Origin of the sequence: Streptomyces sp. NPDC007991, assembly GCF_042958445.1 — a bacterium.
Classification (GTDB): domain Bacteria; phylum Actinomycetota; class Actinomycetes; order Streptomycetales; family Streptomycetaceae; genus Streptomyces.
Window position 1 is genome coordinate 207,636 of the sequence record NZ_JBIBJD010000002.1, and the last position, 17,918, is coordinate 225,553.

17 protein-coding genes and 1 pseudogene are annotated in these 17,918 nt (G+C 73.4%); 12 read left to right on the forward strand and 6 right to left on the reverse strand.

Translation table 11 applies throughout. From position 1 onward, the window contains the following. Positions 1-11: 11 nt before the first annotated feature. Positions 12-794, forward strand: a complete 783-nt coding sequence (gene yaaA, locus ACFZDA_RS05065) for a peroxide stress protein YaaA (RefSeq protein ID WP_391075078.1) — start codon at positions 12-14, stop codon at positions 792-794. A 64-nt stretch (positions 795-858) separates the two neighbouring features. Beyond that, a complete protein-coding gene (eda, locus tag ACFZDA_RS05070) occupies positions 859-1,512 on the forward strand; it encodes a bifunctional 4-hydroxy-2-oxoglutarate aldolase/2-dehydro-3-deoxy-phosphogluconate aldolase (protein ID WP_391075081.1) in 654 nt (217 codons plus the stop codon). Here the strand turns inward: eda and ACFZDA_RS05075 are convergent. The 3 genes from ACFZDA_RS05075 to ACFZDA_RS05085 are packed head-to-tail and all read right to left on the reverse strand — an operon-like array spanning position 1,487 to position 4,735. Beyond that, positions 1,487-3,121: a bifunctional RNase H/acid phosphatase gene (locus tag ACFZDA_RS05075; protein ID WP_391075084.1), complete on the reverse strand. Its 1,635-nt coding sequence runs from the start codon at positions 3,119-3,121 to the stop codon at positions 1,487-1,489. The genes eda and ACFZDA_RS05075 overlap by 26 nt on opposite strands. Before the next feature lie 19 nt (positions 3,122-3,140). Continuing rightward, positions 3,141-3,884 (reverse strand): C4-type zinc ribbon domain-containing protein, encoded by a 744-nt coding sequence (locus tag ACFZDA_RS05080; protein ID WP_391076747.1) that lies wholly within the window; start codon positions 3,882-3,884, stop codon positions 3,141-3,143. After that, complete coding sequence (locus ACFZDA_RS05085; protein ID WP_391075087.1) at positions 3,881-4,735, reverse strand: Nif3-like dinuclear metal center hexameric protein; 855 nt, start codon at positions 4,733-4,735, stop codon at positions 3,881-3,883. The genes ACFZDA_RS05080 and ACFZDA_RS05085 overlap by 4 nt, the downstream gene beginning before the upstream one ends. Before the next feature lie 197 nt (positions 4,736-4,932). Here ACFZDA_RS05085 and ACFZDA_RS05090 point away from each other — a divergent pair, with 197 nt between their 5' ends. Beyond that, positions 4,933-6,174, forward strand: a complete 1,242-nt coding sequence (locus tag ACFZDA_RS05090) for a hypothetical protein (protein ID WP_391075090.1) — start codon at positions 4,933-4,935, stop codon at positions 6,172-6,174. Between the two features lie 97 nt (positions 6,175-6,271). Further along, complete coding sequence (locus tag ACFZDA_RS05095) at positions 6,272-6,448, forward strand: hypothetical protein (RefSeq protein WP_391075092.1); 177 nt, start codon at positions 6,272-6,274, stop codon at positions 6,446-6,448. A gap of 135 nt (positions 6,449-6,583) precedes the next feature. On the opposite strand, the gene ACFZDA_RS05100 is transcribed toward ACFZDA_RS05095, so the two are convergent. From ACFZDA_RS05100 to ACFZDA_RS05110, 3 genes are read right to left on the reverse strand one after another with little or no spacing between them, the layout of a single operon-like run. Beyond that, positions 6,584-7,531 (reverse strand): 3-oxoacyl-ACP reductase, encoded by a 948-nt coding sequence (locus tag ACFZDA_RS05100; protein WP_391075095.1) that lies wholly within the window; start codon positions 7,529-7,531, stop codon positions 6,584-6,586. Positions 7,532-7,541: 10 nt separating this feature from the next. Next, positions 7,542-8,618 carry an alcohol dehydrogenase catalytic domain-containing protein gene (locus tag ACFZDA_RS05105; protein WP_391075098.1) on the reverse strand — a complete coding sequence of 359 codons (1,077 nt, stop codon included), beginning with the start codon at positions 8,616-8,618 and terminating at the stop codon, positions 7,542-7,544. Positions 8,619-8,649: 31 nt separating this feature from the next. Further along, entirely contained in the window at positions 8,650-9,507 is an 858-nt protein-coding gene (locus tag ACFZDA_RS05110; RefSeq protein ID WP_391075101.1) for a MaoC/PaaZ C-terminal domain-containing protein, read from the reverse strand. Positions 9,508-9,864: 357 nt separating this feature from the next. On the opposite strand from ACFZDA_RS05110, the pseudogene ACFZDA_RS05115 reads away from it, so the two are divergent. The 8 genes and pseudogenes from ACFZDA_RS05115 to ACFZDA_RS05150 all read left to right on the forward strand — a co-directional run. Further along, positions 9,865-10,250 (forward strand): annotated as a pseudogene (locus tag ACFZDA_RS05115) (ATP-binding protein); the annotation flags it as partial. A 204-nt stretch (positions 10,251-10,454) separates the two neighbouring features. Continuing rightward, a complete protein-coding gene (locus ACFZDA_RS05120) occupies positions 10,455-11,702 on the forward strand; it encodes a hypothetical protein (RefSeq protein ID WP_391076750.1) in 1,248 nt (415 codons plus the stop codon). Positions 11,703-11,907: 205 nt separating this feature from the next. Next, positions 11,908-13,647, forward strand: a complete 1,740-nt coding sequence (locus ACFZDA_RS05125) for an MFS transporter (RefSeq protein WP_391075103.1) — start codon at positions 11,908-11,910, stop codon at positions 13,645-13,647. A gap of 89 nt (positions 13,648-13,736) precedes the next feature. Further along, on the forward strand, positions 13,737-14,387 hold the full coding sequence (locus tag ACFZDA_RS05130; RefSeq protein ID WP_391075106.1) for a class I SAM-dependent methyltransferase: 651 nt from the start codon (positions 13,737-13,739) through the stop codon (positions 14,385-14,387). Between the two features lie 107 nt (positions 14,388-14,494). Beyond that, positions 14,495-14,782 (forward strand): hypothetical protein, encoded by a 288-nt coding sequence (locus tag ACFZDA_RS05135; RefSeq protein ID WP_391075108.1) that lies wholly within the window; start codon positions 14,495-14,497, stop codon positions 14,780-14,782. A 63-nt stretch (positions 14,783-14,845) separates the two neighbouring features. Then, the gene (locus ACFZDA_RS05140; protein WP_391075111.1) at positions 14,846-15,799 is read left to right on the forward strand and encodes an N-acetylmuramoyl-L-alanine amidase; all 954 of its coding nucleotides are present in this window, start codon (positions 14,846-14,848) and stop codon (positions 15,797-15,799) included. A 159-nt stretch (positions 15,800-15,958) separates the two neighbouring features. After that, entirely contained in the window at positions 15,959-16,798 is an 840-nt protein-coding gene (locus tag ACFZDA_RS05145) for a hypothetical protein (protein WP_391075114.1), read from the forward strand. 97 nt (positions 16,799-16,895) lie between these two features. Beyond that, positions 16,896-17,909: an LLM class F420-dependent oxidoreductase gene (locus ACFZDA_RS05150; protein ID WP_391075117.1), complete on the forward strand. Its 1,014-nt coding sequence runs from the start codon at positions 16,896-16,898 to the stop codon at positions 17,907-17,909. Positions 17,910-17,918: the final 9 nt, after the last annotated feature.

Consider the following 17,918-nt stretch of genomic DNA (forward strand, 5'->3'; position numbering starts at 1 on the left):
AAGGAGTACGCGTGCTTGTCCTGCTGCCGCCGTCCGAAGGGAAGGCCGCCTCCGGCCGTGGTGCCCCGCTGAAGCCCGAGTCGCTGTCGCTGCCGGGGCTGGCCGCCGCCCGTGAAGCCGTTCTCACCGAGCTGGTCGAGCTGTGCGCCGGCGACGAGGACAAGGCGCGCGAGGTGCTCGGGCTGAGCGAGGGGCTGCGGGGCGAGGTCGGGAAGAACGCGGAGCTGCGCACGGCGGGGACCCGGCCGGCCGGGGAGATCTACACCGGGGTGCTGTACGACGCCCTCGGCCTGGCCTCGCTGGACGTCGCCGCCAAGCGGCGTGCCGCGCGGTCGCTGCTGGTCTTCTCCGGGCTGTGGGGAGCGGTCCGGGTGACGGACCGGATTCCGTCCTACCGGTGCTCGATGGGGGTGAGGTTGCCGGGGCTCGGTGCGCTGGGCGCGCACTGGCGTACGGCGATGGCGTCGGTGCTTCCCGAGGCGGCCGGGGACGGGCTGGTGCTGGATCTGCGGTCGGCCGCGTACGCCGCCGCGTGGAAGCCGAAGGGCGAGGTCGCGGGGCGGACGGCGGCCGTGCGGGTGCTGCACGCGCCGACGCGGAAGGTCGTCAGCCACTTCAACAAGGCGACGAAGGGGCGGATCGTGCGCGGCCTGCTGACCGCCGGGGCCGCTCCGAAGGGGCCGGCCGAGCTGGTGGAGGTGCTGCGGGATCTCGGGTACGTGGTGGAGGCGGAGGCGCCCGCGAGGGCAGGGCAGGCGTGGTCGCTGGACGTGCTGGTGAACGAGGTCCACTGAGAGGTGTTGCAGCATGCGCAATGAGCTTTGCGCATGCTGCTGAACCGGCGGCAGGATACGGGCCATGGCCTCTCCCTCCGCCCTGCCCGCCTCCGTGCTGGACCTCGCGCCCGTCGTCCCCGTCGTCGTCATCGACGATGCCGGTGACGCCGTACCGCTGGCGCGGGCGCTGGTCGCCGGCGGGCTGCCGGCGATCGAGGTGACGTTGCGGACGCCGGCGGCGCCGGAGGCGATCCGTCGGATCGCCGGGCAGGTGCCGGAGGCGGTGGTCGGCGCCGGGACGGTGATCAGCCCCGAGCAGGTCGCGGACACTGTGGCCGCGGGCGCCCGCTTCCTGGTCAGTCCGGGCTGGACGGACGCGCTGCTGGAGGCGATGCGGGGCTCCGGCGTGCCGTTCCTGCCGGGGGTGTCGACCACCTCGGAGGTCGTGGCGCTGCTGGAGCGCGGGGTGCGGGAGATGAAGTTCTTCCCGGCCGAGGCCGCGGGCGGTACGGCGTATCTGAAGTCGCTGGCGGGGCCGCTCCCCCAGGCCCGGTTCTGTCCCACGGGCGGGATCGGCCCGGCCTCCGCCCCGGACTACCTGGCCCTGCCCAATGTCGCCTGCGTGGGCGGGAGTTGGATGCTGCCGCGGGACGCGGTCGCGGCGCGCGACTGGGGCCGGGTCGAGGCGCTGGCCCGCGAGGCTGCGGCGCTCAGCGCAGGTGGGACGTGTCGTTGAGGAGCCGGACGCTGGCGTTGCCGTCCGCGTAGTACGCGACGACCGACAGGGACGCGGCCGACAGTTCCATCCGGAACAGCGACTCCGGCGGGGCGCCGAGGGCGAGCCGGACGAGCGTCTTGATCGGGGTCACGTGCGTGACGAGCAGGACCGTGCGGCCCGCGTACGCCGCGACCAGCTTGTCGCGGGTGGCGGCGATCCGGGTGGCGGTCGCCGCGAAGCTCTCGCCGCCGCCGGTGGGTTCGGCGTCCGGGGAGGCCAGCCAGGCGTTCAGGTCGTCGGGGTGACGCTCGCGCACCTCGGCGAAGGTGAGGCCCTCCCAGGCTCCGAAGTCCGTCTCGCGCAGCCCGTCGTCGACGCTCACGTCGAGACCGAGCCGGGCGGCGACGATGCCGGCGGTCTCCCGGGTGCGGGCCAGCGGCGACGACACGATCGCCTGGATCGTGCCCCGCCGGGCGAGCAGGGCGGCTGCCCGCTCGGCCTGCTCCCGGCCGGCCTCGGACAGGGCCGGGTCGGTGCCCCCACTGCCGGAGAACCGCTTCTGCGGCGTCAACGGCGTCTCCCCGTGCCGCAACAGCACGAAGGTGGCGGGTGCACCCATGTCGGCGGGTGCCCACCCGGGCGCGGCGACGGCCTTGGCGGCCCGGGTGTCGGCGTCCGCCATGGCCACACGAGCGTCGGCGCCCGGCTGCTCGGCGACATCGGCACCCGCCCCGGCCGCACGACCGCCGGCATCCACCCCGGCCACAGGAGCGTCAGCACCCGCCTCCGCCGTGTGAAGGCCGGTGTCCGTCTTGGGGGCACGGGCATCGGCGCCGGCCCCGGCGGCACGAGCACCGTCGGCCACCTTCGCCGAGCCGGCGGCAGCCCCGCCCGGGCCGGCGACGGCCTTCGCGGCGCGAGCGTCGGCATCCGCCCGCGCAGCGTGGACATCGGCATCCGCCCCGGCGGCACGGACGTCCGAGCCTGCGGCAGCCCCGGCCGACGCGCCTTGGCCGCCCCGCTGCTCCGTCGCGCCGCGGGCGGAAGACGGCACGGGAGAAGGCCCGGGTTCCGGAGTCCTGCCGGCCGCCAGGGCTTCGCGTGCCCGCGCGGCGCCTGCCGCGGCGTCACCCGGCGGGCCGGGTGGAGCAGGCGGGGTGACGGCCCGGGCCGTGGTGTCCAGGTCCGCCGTGGAGGTCGACGCCGACCACTGCTCCCCCCTGGCCCCGGCGTCCATCGCCTCGTTGGCCAGCCGGTCCGCGTGCTTGTTGCGCTCGCGTGGGATCCACTCGTACGTCACGCGGCTGGGCGGGAAGACGCGGGCCGCGTCCGCCGCCAGGGGCTTCATGTCGGGGTGCTTGATCTTCCAGCGGCCCGACATCTGCTCGATGACGAGCTTGGAGTCCATCCGGACGTGGACCGTCGCCGCCGGGTCCAGCTCGTGCGCGGCGCGCAGGCCGGCGAGGAGGCCGCGGTACTCGGCGACGTTGTTCGTGGCGACGCCGAGGTACTCGGCGGCCTCCCGCAGCGTCTCACCCGTCGCCGCGTCGCTCACCACGGCCCCGTAGCCCGCGGGCCCCGGGTTGCCCCGCGACCCGCCGTCCGCCTCGACGATGAACTCCCGCACCGGACCGGCTCCCCGCGGCCTAGATACCGGACTCGGACGTGCGCACCAGGATGCGGCGGCAGTTCTCGCAGCGGATCACCGTGTCGGGCGCCGCGCTGCGGATCTCGCTCAGCTCCGTGATGGCGAGCTCCTGCCGGCAGCCCTGGCAGCTGCGCGCGTACAGCTTCGCCGCGCCGATGCCGCCCTGCTGCTCGCGCAGCTTGTCGTAGAGCCCCAGCAGATCGGCGGGGATCGAACCGGCGATGACCTCGCGCTCCTTGGTGACCGTGGCGATCTCGCCGTCGATCTCCTCGAAGGCCGCGTCACGGCGCGCGGTCGCGTCGTCGATCTTCGACTGGACGGAGGAGACCCGCTCGGTCAGCTCGGCGACCCGCTGCTGCGCGGACTCCCGGCGCTCCATGACCTCCAGCACCACGTCCTCCAGATCGCCCTGCCGCTTGGCGAGCGAGGTGATCTCGCGCTGGAGGTTCTCCAGGTCCTTGGGGGAGCTGACGGCTCCGGAGTCCAGGCGCTGCTGGTCGCGGGCGGCGCGCTGGCGCACCTGGTCCACGTCCTGCTCGGCCTTGGTCTGCTCGCGGGAGCAGTCGCTCTCCTCGGTCTGCGCTGCCACGAGCAGGTCGCGCAGCTGGGTGTGGTCCTTGGTCAGCGACTCGATCTCGGCGTGCTCGGGCAGCGACCTCCGCCGGTGGGCCAGCTGCTGGAGGCGGACGTCGAGGTCCTGGACGTCGAGGAGTCGGATCTGGTCGGCGGGCGCGGCGTTCAGTTCGGGGCTCCCAGGGGGTCAGAAGTGGTTGAGGCCGCGTGGGCGGTCCAGGGGTCGGTGACCGTCTTCGAGACGTGGACGCGCAGGTCCCATCCGTGACGGTCGGAGATCTCGTCGAGCTGGCTCGCGGCCAGCTCGCACCAGGGCCACTCGGTGGCCCAGTGCGCCGCGTCGAGCAGCGCGAGGGGGCTGTGGGCGCGGGCCTCGGAGACGGGGTGGTGGCGCAGGTCCGCCGTGAGGAAGGCGTCGACGCCCGCCGCGCGTACGTGGTCGAAGAGGCTGTCGCCGGAGCCGCCGCTGACGGCGACCGTGCGGACGAGCGCCTCCGGGTCGCCGGCGACCCGGATGCCCTGCGCGGTGGCGGGCAGCCGCTCGGCGGCGCGGGCGGCGAACTCGCGGACGGTCAGCGGGTGGTCCAGGGCGCAGACGCGGCCGAGGCCACGGCGGCCCTCGGGATCGGCGGGGTCCGGTACGAGCGGCCCGGTGACCCTGAGGTCCAGGGCGCTCGCGAGGGCGTCGGAGACGCCGGGGTCGGCGGTGTCGGCGTTGGTGTGGGCGACGTGCAGCGCGATGTCGTTCTTGATGAGCGTGTGGACGACACGGCCCTTGAAGTGCGACGCCGCGACCGTCGTCGTGCCGCGCAGATAGAGCGGGTGGTGGGTGACGAGCAGGCCGGCGCCCAGCTTCACCGCCTCGTCGACGATCTCCTGGACCGGGTCGACGGCGAACAGGACGCGCGTGACCTGCTGGTCCGGGTCGCCCGCGACGGTGCCGACCGCGTCCCAGGACTCGGCCCGCTCGGCGGGCCACAGGCTCTCCAGCTCGGCGATGACTTCAGACAGACGGGGCACGGGTGCAAGGCTACCCGTCTGATCTGTGGCGTTGAACCGCCACCGCCCCCGCCGGTCCGCCCTCGTCCCGCGCAGCACAATCGCCCCCTTTCCCTCAGGCGAATCGTTCCTGGAACACCCTTATGTGTGAAGTCGGGGCCTGCGGATCCCCGGCCGCGCGCACGAAAACTACGTTCGTCACTGGAGGTGACCGAACGATGACAGCGTGTGCGATCGAGCTTTCGGCGGGACACGAGGACGACGAGGTCGCGTCGGCAGGATGCACACTCACCGCGGACGGTGCCTACGCCGCACGCCTCGCGTCGGCCGGCGACTCCTGGTTCCCCGAGCGCTGGACCCTGGACGGCCCCGAGCCGTACGCGGTGCCCCTGCCCCGCAACCAGCCGGAGGAACCCGGCACCGAGGTGCAGCCGATGGGCGACGGGCGGGTCCTCATCCACCGCCTGGTGGCCGGGCGGCACGCCTTCTCGCTGCTGTACCCGACCGGACCCGGCACCGGTGAGCTGCCCCTGGGCGTGGTGGAGTGCCCGGACGACACGGCCCGGATGCGGCTGTTGCCGCCCGCCCCCGGCGGCGAGCGGGCGTACGCCCTGTCCGTCGGCCCGCGTGCGACGACGGTGTGGCTGGTGGCGGGCGGCGCCTTCGGGCCCGAGCGGCTGGCCGAGTTGCCCGGCCGCTGCTCGGGAGGGGTCTGGCTGGACCGTACGGGACGGCTGCTGGCCCTGGACCGGGAGACCGGCGGGCGCACCAAGGCCGTCGTGGTGGACCTGGAGCGCGGCGGGGAGGTGTCGCCGCTGCTCCAGATCGCCGCCGACAGCGACGACCGGCTGCTGCTCGCCGACCACGACAGCGGGCTGCTGCTGATCCGCTCGGACGCGCCCTCGCCGGGGCAGAACCGGCTGGGCTGGGGTGTCCTGGGCAGCACCCTGCCGGTGCGCTTCCCGGAGTGCCTGCGGCTGCCGGACTGCACCGTCACACCGTTCGCGATCCAGCCGGGGCAGATGCTGACGCCGGAGAGCTGCGCGGTGGCGCTGCGCGTGGACGGGCCGCGCGGCAGCTGGGTCGGGGTGTGGCGGCCGGCCGAGCGGCGGGTGCACCATCTCCCGGCACCCGAGGGGTGGCTGGTGGGCGCCGGCCTGTGGACGCCGGACGGGGTGCTGCGGCTGCCGTACGCGACGCAGGCCGTGCCGTGCGGCGTGGCACAGGTGAGCCCGCCCGCGGCCGTACCGCGCGAGCCCGGCGCCCCGCCGGTGACAGGACATCCCCCACAACCGGCGCCCCCGGCTCCGGAAACCTCGTTCACGCCTCCGCAGTCGGCACAGCCCGCACAACCCCCACAACCCACTCCACCCGCCGATCCGGCTCCGCCGCCGGCCCCCTCCCCGCCCCGCCCGGTCCCGCTGCAAGAGGCGCCGTTGGGACGGCTTGTAACGAACTAGTGCCGGTTGGCGTGGCCGCCTGGATCCGGGGGGCGGGGGGCCGGTTAAACTCGCCCGGCTGTTTGAAAGATCATGTTGACGGGGTGAATTCCATCCGATGAGCGACGCCAGCACGAACCAGTTGCACACGGCCGACGCCCAGGAGACCGCCGCCGGCCACGGCCGGCACCGCGGCGAGATCTCCACGCAGGCCGGCGAGACGGCTCCGCGCGGCCGCCACCGCAAGCCGGTGGCGGAGACCGAGCGGACCGAGCGGACCGAGACGGCGGCCTGACGGAACGTCAGTGCCCGTACGGAACGGCCCCACCCCCATGTGGCGGGTGGGGCCGTCTCCCGTTCTTCGGCCGTGCCCCGTCGGGGACTTCAGCCGTCCCCGGCCCGGCACTTCAGCCGTCCCCGGCCCGGGACTTCAGCCGCGCTTCAGCCCCAGCACCTCCGCCGCCGCGAACGTCTCGCCCGCCGGCCGGTCCGCGTAGTAGGGCCCGAGGACGGCCTCCAGTTCCTCGTACGTGAAGGTGTCCTGCTTGCTGTCGAACCGTGCGGCGACGCGCGGCCGTTCGACGACGGCCACCATGCCGCCGTGCACCACGAGGAGCTGTCCGTTCACATGCCTGGCGGCGGGCGAGGCCAGATAGCCGACGAGTGGGGCGACATGCTCGGGGGCGAGCGGGTCGAGGCCGTTGCCGGGGGGCGGTTCGACGCCCGCGAAGACGTCCTCGGTCATCCGGGTGCGGGCGCGCGGGCAGATCGCGTTGGCGGTGACGCCGTACTTGCCGAGGGCGAGGGCCGTGGAGGTGGTGAGGCCGACGATCCCGCCCTTGGCGGCCGCGTAGTTGGGCTGCCCGGCGGAACCGGCGAGGAACGCCTCGGAGGAGGTGTTCACGATCCGCCCGAACACCGGCTCCCCGGCCCGCTTGGACCGCTCCCGCCAGTGTGCGGCGGCGAACCGGATGGTGTTGAAGTGCCCCTTGAGGTGCACGCGCAGTACGGCGTCCCACTCCTCCTCGGCCATCGAGAACACCATGCGGTCGCGCAGGATGCCCGCGTTGTTGACGAGGATGTCGAGCTTGCCGAACGCGGCGACGGCCGACTCGACGAGCCCGCGGGCCTGCTCGAAGTCGGAGACGTCGCCGGTGTGCGCGAGCGCGGTCCCGCCGGCCGCCAGTATCTCGGCGACGACCTCCTCGGCGGGCCCGGCGGAGGCCTCGCCGGTGCCGTCGCGGCCGGGCCGCCCGTAGTCGTTGACGACGACGGCGGCGCCGAGCCGGGCGAGTTCCAGCGCCTCGGCCCGGCCGAGCCCGCGGCCCGCGCCCGTGACGATCGCGGACAGTCCCTCCAGGGGTGGCGGCAGTGGCATGGCGGTGGCCTCACATCTCGATGCACGTACGCAGGGCGGTCCCGGTGCGCATCTGGTCCAGGGCCTCGTTGATGTCGGCGAAGGGGACCCGGTGGGTGATCAGGCCCGCCAGGTCGACGCGGCCCGCGCGCCACAGGGCGATGGTGCGTTCGTAGGAGCGCAGGATGTCCCCGCCGCCGTACATGGACGGCAGGATCCGCTTCTCGTCGAAGAACAGCTCGAACATGTTCAGCTGGAGGACGTCGTCCATGGCGCCCGCGCCGACCACGACGAGGGTGCCGCCGCGCCGGGTGTTCTCGTACGCGGCGCGTGCCGTGGCGGACTTGCCGACGACCTCGAAGACGTAGTCGAAGCCCTCGCCGCCGGTGATCTGCTGCCCGGCGTCGGCCAGTTCGGCGGGCGGCACGGCCCGCGTGGCCCCGAACCGCAGGGCCGCCTCGCGTCGTGTCACGACCGGGTCGACGGCGACGATCTCGGCGGCTCCGCGCAGCCGCGCCCCCTGGATCACGGAGATGCCCACGCCGCCGCACCCGATGACCGCCACCGACGAACCGGCCTCCACGTCCGCCGTGTTGAGCGCGGCACCCAGTCCGGTCGTCACGCCGCAGCCGATGAGGGCGGCGATGTCGAAGGGCACGTCGTCGGGTATCGGGACCGCGCACCCGGCGTCGACGACGACCTCCTCGGTGAAGGTGCCGGTGCCCGCCATGCCGAAGACGTCCCCGCCGGGCCGCCGGAAGTTGGGGGTGCCCGCGTTCATGAACCCGGCCAGGCACAGCTCGGTCTGTCCGCGCTTGCAGGCGGGGCAGGCGCCGCAGGCGGGCAGCCAGCACACGACGACCCGGTCACCGGCCGTCAAGTGACCGACGCCTTCGCCGACTTCGAGGATCTCGCCCGCCCCTTCGTGCCCGGGCACGAACGGCCCGGGCTGCGGCAGCACCCCGCTCATCGCCGACAGGTCCGAGTGGCACAGCCCCGCGGCGCGCACCCGGATCCGCACCTTGCCGGGTCCGAACCCCACCGCCTCGACGTCGTCGAGGACCTCCAGCTTGTCCTGGCCGATCTCGTGCAGTACGGCTGCGCGCATGGTGCGGCTCCCCTCGTACGGCGTGTGGGACTCAGGTGTGTGCGACGACGGTGTCGGCGAGGACGGGCGCGTCGTCCCTCTCGACTGCGCTCACGGCGGCCCGGACCTCGCCGTCCAGGCGCCACATGCGGATGCGCAGCGTCTCGCCCGGGTGGACGACGCCGGCGAACCGGGTGGCGTACGAGCGCACCCGGGTCACGTCACCGTCGAGCAGCGTGCCGACGACCGCCTTGAGCGTCATGCCGTAGGTGCACAGCCCGTGCAGGATGGGCCGGTCGAATCCGGCGCGCTCGGCGAACTCGGGGTCGGCGTGCAGCGGGTTCCAGTCCCCGGACAGCCGGTACAGCAGGGCCTGGTCCTCCCGGATGTGCCGTTCGACGATGCGGTCCGGCTCGCCGGCGGGCGGTTCGAGCCGGGTGGACGGTCCCCGGTCGCCGCCCCAGCCGCCCTCTCCCCGGATGTAGATCTGCGCGTCGTTGGTCCACAACGGCCCGTCGTCGTCGGCGACTTCGGTGCGCATGACGAGGACGGCCGCCTTGCCCTTGTCGTACACGGCGGCGATCCGGCCGGTGGCGGTCGCGCGGCCCCGGGCCGGGATCGGGCGGTGGATCGTCAGGCTCTGCCCGCCGTGCAGGACGCGGGCGAGGTCGACGTCGACGCCGGGCATCGACAGCCCGCTGATCACGCCGGGGGATCCGGCGCCGGCGACGGTGGCGAAGCTCGGCAGGACGTGCAGCCGGGACTCCAGGGTGTAGCGCAGCTCGTCGGGGTCGGTGGCGGGGACGCCCGCGCCGATGCCGAGGTGGTAGAGCAGCACGTCCTTGTGGTCCCAGGAGAGCTCGCCGGTCCGGGGTTCGGCGGCGAGCGCCTTGGCTGCGTCGATGGGCATGGGGCTCCTGATCGCCGTGGGAAGGGCCACCGTGGGAAAGACCTCGGCACGGCCGTCCGCACCGTCGGCCGCACCGAGGCCGTCTGCGGCCGAACTGGAACGCGTTCCAGTCCTGCGTCCTCTGTATAGCCCAGGCCCCCGCAGTTGTGAAGGCTCCTGACACCGTGTCAGATCACGGTCGGATGGATTGCGACCCAGCGACCCATGACATGTGTCCCGCCGAACTCCGTACAACCGCATCCGCCGCCCAGCGGGGTTTACATCTATGTGGCGTTCCGAGCGTTCCGCAGGCAGACGCGCGAGGCCCGCTCCACGCGGGTGGCCTCGCCCTGCCGGCGGGTGCGGTGTCCTTCTTTCGACCGCGCGCACTCGGCCCTGACGGCGGCGGGCATCAAGCTCACGGTGACCCGCTCCGGCCCACCGCTCGGCCCGCAGGCCGAGGCGCTGCTCGGGTGGGTGGTCCGCGAGGCGGTCACGAACGCCGTGCGGCACAGCGCCGCGCGACAGTGCGAGATCACGCTGTCGGGCGGGGCGGAGCGGGTGCGTCTGTCGGTGGTGGATGACGGGGTGGGGGCGGTTGCGGCGGTTTCCGGCGGTGCGGGCAGCGGGCACCAGGATCGGGGGTCCGCGTCGGCACGGGATTGACCGGTCTGACGGAGCGGCTCGCGGCGGCGGACGGCTCGCTGACGGCGGGGCCGCGAGCCAGGGGCGGATTCGCCGTGTCGGCGGAACTCCCGCTCGATGTGGGCGTGCCGGGCGCGTACTCGGCGGTGGTGGAACAGGCCTGGCTGTTCGGCATACGACCCCCAGGCGCCCCAGGCGACCTGGGGGCGGGACGCCGTACGACCCGCGCGGGCGTGTACGTTGACCGATGGTCCGCGCGCGCCACCCGCACACGTACGCGTGCACGTCGACGGCGCCGCCAACCGCTAGGGGAAATGGAGCACATGGCAAGCGTCGCCGTCATCACCGCGCCGAACATCGGGTACCGCAACACCGGCATGCTGACCGTCGACTTGGCGTTCGAGTCCCTGCGGCGGCGGATGGCCCCCGGGACCGAGGCCACCTGGTACACCCTGCACACCCCGGAGACCGTGCCGCTGCGCGAGTGCGCGCGAGGCACAGACCTGCCGTTTCGCTTCCACCCCCTGGCCGAGCACCTCGACTCGCTCCGCGACCACGACGCGGTGGTCTTCTGGGGCGACTTCCTCCACACCCGGCACTACCTGGAGCAGGACGCGACGAACCGCCTGCTCGACTTCGGTTTCGCCGAGGATCGAGAGGCCGCGCGCACTCTGCTGAACCGCACCCTGCTGTTCGCGGACCAGCCGGACGAACTCCTCGCGCGGACCCTCAGCTACGGCGGGACGATCCTGCACAACGCGCAGTCCGACTACGAGGACAAGGAGTACGGCCCCCTGTTCGCACGCCTGGTGACGCGAAGCCGCCGGGTCTGGGTGCGTGACCCGCTCTCGGCGGCGAAGATCGCGCATCTGCGCGGGGACCGTACGACCGACCACTTCGGTTCGGACGCGGCGCTGCTGTCCCGCCCGGGCGACCTCGACCACCTCGCGACGACCGACTGGTCCCGGGCGCTCCCGGACGGCGGTGCGATCGGCGTGTTCCTCGGTGCGCGGACGCCGATCCCCGAGTGGCTGCCGGCCTTCTGCCAGGACCTGTCCGAGCGTCTGGGCGCCCCGCTCGAATGGCTGCCCTGGTTCGACCGGGACATCCCCGCTCCGGTCGGCCACATCGCGCAGCGCCCGGGCCGGCACACCATCGGCGACCTGGTGGGGGTCCTGCCCCGCTACCGCCTGGTCATCACGGACACCTACCACCTGGCCGTCAACTCCTGGGGCGCCGGCACTCCCGCGGTGTGCGTCGGCGCGCCCGAGCCGGCTCCCAAGACCCACGACGACTACCTGACGCTGAGCGATGTGAAGAAGCACGTCTTCCACATGGCCTACGACGCGACGGACTTCTACCTGTCCACCCTCCCCGACAGTGGGGAAGGCCACGAGCGCCGCATCGACCGGCTCGTGCGTCTCGTGGAGGGCGGCGGGGCCGAGACCGTCGCCGCCCGCATCCGCGCCCACGCCGACCACTCGGCGACCGCGTTCACGGAAACGCTGGCCTCGTTGCTGGACGCACCCCAGCGCCCCGGTAGCCCTGCCGGCCCTACCCCTGGCCCGTGACCGGCAGCCCCGTCCGCGTGCAACCGGTTTCCTCGTCAAGGACGGCCCCGTGGAGGAACTCGCAGGGGCTGGGCCCCCTCCCCCAAGAGAAGGTCAAGGTTTCGTTAGAGTGCCGAAGCAACGGAATAGTTGCCTACGCATACGAGGTTCACGCCTCACGTAAGCACGCACCTCCCGAACATCCCTGGCCTGGAGGCCCCTCTCCATGACGCAGACGACGACAGTCCCTCCCGCCGGCAGAGCGAGCGGGGCCGTGGTCCCGGTGCTCGCCTTCGCGGGCATCGTTGTCGCGGTGATGCAGACCCTGCTCGTCCCGGTCATCAAGGACCTGCCGCAACTGCTGGACACCGCCCCCAGCGACGCCACCTGGGTCCTGACCTCGACCCTCCTCTCGGGCGCCGTGGCCACCCCGATCATGGGGCGCCTCGGCGACCTCTACGGCAAGCGGCGCATGCTGATCACGAGCCTGACGGTCATGGTCGTCGGCGCCCTGGTCAGCGCGTCGACCAGCGACCTGCTGCTCATGATCACCGGCCGCACGCTGCAGGGCTTCGCGATGGGCGCCATCCCGCTCGGCATCGGCCTGATGCGCGACATGCTGCCCCGCGAGAAGCTCGGCTCGGCGATGGCCCTGATGAGCTCCTCCATCGGCGTCGGCGGGGGCCTCGCCCTGCCGGCCGCCGCCCTGGTCGCCCAGCACAGCGACTGGCACGCCCTGTTCTACGGCGCCGCCGGCCTCGGAGTCCTCGCCATCGCCCTCACCCTGCTCGTCGTGCCCGAGTCGCCGATGCGCGCCCAGGGCTCCTTCGATCTGCCGGGCGCCCTCGGTCTGTCCACCGGGCTCGTGCTCTTCCTGCTGCCGATCACCAAGGGCAGCGACTGGGGCTGGACCTCCGGCACCACGCTCGGCCTCTTCGCCGCCGCCGCGGTCGTCCTGCTCCTGTGGGGCGTGATGGAACTGCGCGTCAAGGCCCCGCTGGTCGACCTGCGCACCACGGCCCGCCCGGCCGTCCTCTTCACCAACCTCGCCTCGATCATGGTCGGCGTCTCCTTCTACGTCGTCTCCCTGGTCCTGCCCCAGCTGCTCCAGCTGCCGAAGTCCACCGGATACGGCCTCGGCCAGTCGATGGTCGTCGCGGGCCTGCTCGTCGCGCCGCTCGGCCTGACGATGATGCTCACCGCGCCCGTCTACGCCCGGCTGTCCGCGAAGTACGGCCCCAAGCTCACCCTGATCCTCGGCCTGCTGATCATCGCGATCGGCTACGGCGCCGGCCTCGGCCTGATGAGCGCCGCCTGGCAGAGCCTGGTCATCTCGGTCCTGCTGGGCGCGGGCATCGGCCTGGCCTACTCCTCGCTGCCCGCGCTGATCGTGGGCGCCGTCCCGGCCTCGGAGACGGGCGCCGCGAACGGCCTCAACACCCTGATGCGCTCCATCGGCACGTCCGTGTCGAGCGCCGTCATCGGCATGGTGCTGGCGAACACCGCGGACAACGTCGGCGGCGTCGAGATCCCGACCATGCACGGCTTCCGGCTCTCCTTCCTGATCGCGACCGGCGCGGTCGCCGTGGGCCTGCTCCTGGCCCTCTTCCTGCCCGGCCGCCGGCCCTCGGACAAGCCGCAGCTGCGCGCCAGCAGCGAGGAGGACGCGGGCCTGGAACGGGCCGAGCAGGTCCTGCGCGGCTTCCGGGGCCGCGTCCTGGCGGCGGACGGCGCGCCGGTCGCCCGCGCCAAGGTCACGCTGATCGACCGCCGGGGCCGCCAGGCCGGCGCGACGCTCTCCGCCGAGGACGGCGCCTACGCCCTCACCGTCCCGGCCGGGGGTTCCTACGTCGTCGCCGCCCGCGCCACCGGCCACGCCCCGCTCGCCTCGTCCGCGACCCACACGGGCGACGAGCGACCGGTCGACCTGGACCTGTCGCTGCCGGGCGAGACGGTCTCCGTCTGACCCCGCTGCCCACCCGGACCCCCTGTCACCCCCCGGCAGGGGTCCGGCAGCATGGGCGCCCGGACCGTCGCTCGACCGGAAGGAACCCCATGACCACGGCCCCCGAGCCCGAGATCCTTGCCGCTTTCGAGGCGGCGAAGGGGTTCATGCCCGTGGGTGAGGGCCTGGCGCTGTACGCGGCGGCGGTGGAGGCCGGGCGGCTCGGGCTGCCGCTGCTGGAGGTCGGCACGTACTGCGGCCGCTCCACGATCCTGCTCGCCGACGCGGCCCGCGAGGCCGGCGTCACCGCGCTCACCGTCGACCACCACCGGGGCAGCGAGGAGCAGCAGCCGGGCTGGGAGTACCACGACCCGGAGACGGTCGACCCCGAGCTCGGCCTGATGGACACGCTGCCCACGTTCCGCCGCACGCTGCACCAGGCGGGCCTGGAGGGGCACGTGGTCGCCCTGGTCGGCCGCTCCCCGCAGATCGCGGCGATCTGGCAGACCCCGCTCGGCTTCGTCTTCATCGACGGCGGCCACACCGACGAGCACGCCACCGCCGACTACGAGGGATGGGCCCCGCACGTGGCCGAGGGCGGCCTGCTCGTCATCCACGACGTCTTCCCCGAGCCGGAGGACGAGTTCACCGGCCAGGCCCCGTACCGCGTCTACCTCAGGGCCCTCGCCTCCGGCGCGTTCACCGAGGTCTCGGCGACGGACTCCCTGCGCGTGCTGCGGCGCACCGGCCCCGGTCTCTAGCCGAACGGCTGGCCGGGTGAACTGCACCCCCGCCACGCCCTCCCGGTCGGCCCACGGGCGGCGTGGCGAGTCGGCGGGTGACCGCCGCTGCCCAAGGATCCGGGCGCGTGGCACACACCTTCGCAGAGCTCGTGGAGAAGCAGCGCGCGGCGGACGAGGCGTACGCCCGCGTGCGGCAACTGCAGGACGCCTACGGTCCGCCCACCCAGACCAAGTGGAGCGCCCAGCAGACCAGCACCTGGGAGACCGCCTGGCGGGCCTGGCGCGACCTCGCCCGCGACGTCCAGGCGGCGGTGACCGCGTACGCGAGGCAGGAGGACACCCCGCGCCAGGAGATCGAGGCTCGGGTGAAGGAGGCGGTACGGCACGGGGACCCCGACGCGAACGGGGAGTAGCCGCCGCCCGCCCGGCCGTCGTCGAACCGCTGCCGCCCCGCGACGGCAGTTAGGGTGACACCCGTGTCGTATGTAGGCCCTGACTTCGAACCTCCCCAGCCCCGCCGCCCCCGCCGCGGCCCCCTGACCGTCGCGCTCGCCGCGCTGGTGCCCGGGGCGCTGCTCGGCTGGCTCGTGTACGAGACGGTGGGCGGCTCGGGGGACGACGGGGGGTCGGGACACGCGACCGTACGGTCCTCCTCGCCCGCCGCGTCGAACGCGCCTTCCGGCGACGCCAAGGAGCGGGGCGACTCACCGAGGCCCTCGCACACGCCCTCGGCCTCCGCGCCCGCCCCGGCCTCCGGCCCGCTCAAGGGAAAGGTCGTCGTCATCGACCCCGGGCACAACCCGGAGAACTTCCAGCACGCCTCCGAGATCAACCGCAAGGTGAACATCGGGACGAACTGGAAGGAGTGCGACACCACCGGCACCTCCACCAACGACGGTTACACCGAGGCGAAGTTCACCCTGGACGTGGCGCACCGGATGCGCACACTCCTCCAAGCGCAGGGCGCCACGGTGAAGCTGACGCAGGACGGCGACCGGCCGTACGGCCCGTGCGTGGACGAGCGGGCCCGGATCGGCAACGGGGCGAAGGCCGACGCCGTGGTCTCGGTCCACGCGGACGGCTCGGGCGCCGGCAACCGCGGCTTCCACGTCATCCTGCCCGGTGCGGTCCACGCCGGCGCCGCCGACACCCGCGCGATCGTCACCCCCTCCCGCGACCTCGGCGAGCGCGTCGCGGGCCGCTTCGTGGCCGTCACCGGCAGCGCCCCGTCCAACTACATCGGCGACGGCACGGGTCTCGTCACGCGTAAGGACCTGGGCGGTCTCAATCTGTCAACGGTTCCCAAGGTGTTCATCGAGTGCGGCAACATGCGCGATAGCAAGGACGCGGCGCTGCTGACCAGTGGCGCGTGGCGGCAGAAGGCGGCGCAAGGGATCTCTGAGGGAATCGTGAGTTTCCTGCGCGGGTAGTCCTCGGCGGGCTGATCCGGGCGGACACCCTGGTCGGGCGGACGATAGGGTCCGTTCGTACGATGAGGGGTCACCCCCGCGCTCCACACCGGGGCCTGACGGCGACATGGTGGCAGCGACGCCTCTACCGACGATGAGACGACCTACGAAGGACCTAAGGTGAATATCCGCTCCCTCACTCGAGGCGACGGCGTGGTGATCGGTGCAGCGGTGTTGCTGTTGATCGCGTCGTTCCTCGACCTCTACTCGTTCGACAATGTCCCCGACAGCGTCGACCTCCCCAGCCTGTGGGGAAGCGGGCCGGTCGTGTTCAGCGTCGTACTGGCGGGGATCATCGGCGCCGCGCTCCTCGTCGTCGCCCGGGGCCTGCCGCAGGTGCCGAAGATCGCGGGTCTCGATCTCGGTCAGTTCGGTGCCGCCTTCACCGTGTTCGCCGCGTGGAGCGCCCTCGGCAACATCTTCGACGTGCCCGGCGGCTTCGACAATTTCGGCAACAACAGCGAGGGCGCTCCGAGCCCCGGCATCGGCATGATCCTCGCCCTCGTCGCCACGCTGCTCCTGGCCGCCGCCGCCCTCGCCACCCCCCTCGTCCCCGCCCTCAAGGGCGCCCTCATCCCGGCCCCGCGCCCGGCCGCCGCGCAGCCCTACGGTGCGCAGCCGCCCGGTGGTTACGGCTACCCGGGCGCCCAGCAGCCGGGTGGCTACGGTCACCCGCAGCCGGGACAGCCCGGGCAGCCGGGGCAGCCGTACGCCGGGCAGCCGCAGCCGCAGCAGGCGCAGGCGCCGCAGCCCCCGGCCGGGGACTTCTCGCCGTTCTGGTTCGCGGTGCCGGTGCCGCGGCCGCTGTTCGCGGAGGACGGTTCGCCGACGCCGATCGCCGAACTCGCGCCGGGCACCTGGTACCTGGCCGTCGAGCAGCGCGGTCCGGTCCTGGTCGCCCAGACGCAGGACGGCCGTCGCGGCGTCCTCCAGGACACCTCGGGCATCCAGCGCGGCTGAGCCCCGAAGCGACGTACGGCCCCTCACTCTTCCGGGTGGGGGGCCGTTGCCGTACAGTCGTCGCCCACATCGGCTGACGATCCGTCAGGAGGCAGGCGTGCGGCTCGGTCTCGCCCTCGGTTACTGGGGTCGCGGCCCCTCCCCCGCCCATGTGCCGCTCGCGCAGGAGGCCGAGCGGCTGGGCTACGACTCGGTGTGGACGGCCGAGTCGTGGGGCTCGGACGCGTTCACGCCGCTCGCCTGGATCGCCGCCCGCACCTCCACCATCAAGCTGGGCACGGCGGTCGCGCAGATGGCGGCCCGTCCACCGACCACCACCGCCATGCAGGCGCTCACCCTCGACCATCTCTCCGGCGGTCGCATGATGCTGGGCCTGGGCCTGTCCGGCCCGCAGGTCGTCGAGGGCTGGTACGGCCGCCCGTTCCCGAAGTCGCCGCTGACCGCCACCCGTGAGTACGTCGACGTCGTACGGCAGGTGCTGCGGCGGGAGGCGCCGGTCGAGCTGGCCGGCCGTTTCCACGCCCACCCCTACCGGGGCCCGGACGCCACCGGCCTCGGCAAGCCCCTCAAACCGATCACCCACCCGCTCCGCCCGGACCTGCCGGTCCTGCTCGGCGCGGAGGGGCCGAAGAACGTCGCCCAGACGACCCGGATCGCCGACGGCTGGCTGCCGCTGTACTGGTCGCCGACGCGGCCGGAGGTGTACGGCCCCGCGCTGCGCGACCTTCCCGAAGGCTTCCTCGTCGCCCCCTTGGCCCAGGTCCGGGTCTGCGACGACGTCGCCGACGGCCTGTTGCCCGTCAAGGCCATGCTCGGCTTCTACATCGGCGGCATGGGACACGCGACCCGCAACTTCCACGCCGACCTGATGGCCCGCATGGGGTACGAGGAGGAGGCCCGCCGGATCCAGGAGTTGTTCCTGTCCGGCCGCCGGGAGGAAGCCGTCCTCGCCGTGCCGGACGCCTTCGCCGACGAGATCTCCCTGGTGGGGCCGCGCGAACGCATCGCGGAACGACTGGAGTTGTGGCGCGAAGGGCCCGTGACCGACCTCCTGGCCCTCGCACCCGACCCGCACACCCTGCGCGTGCTGGCCGAACTCAACTCCCGGTGAGCGGCGGCG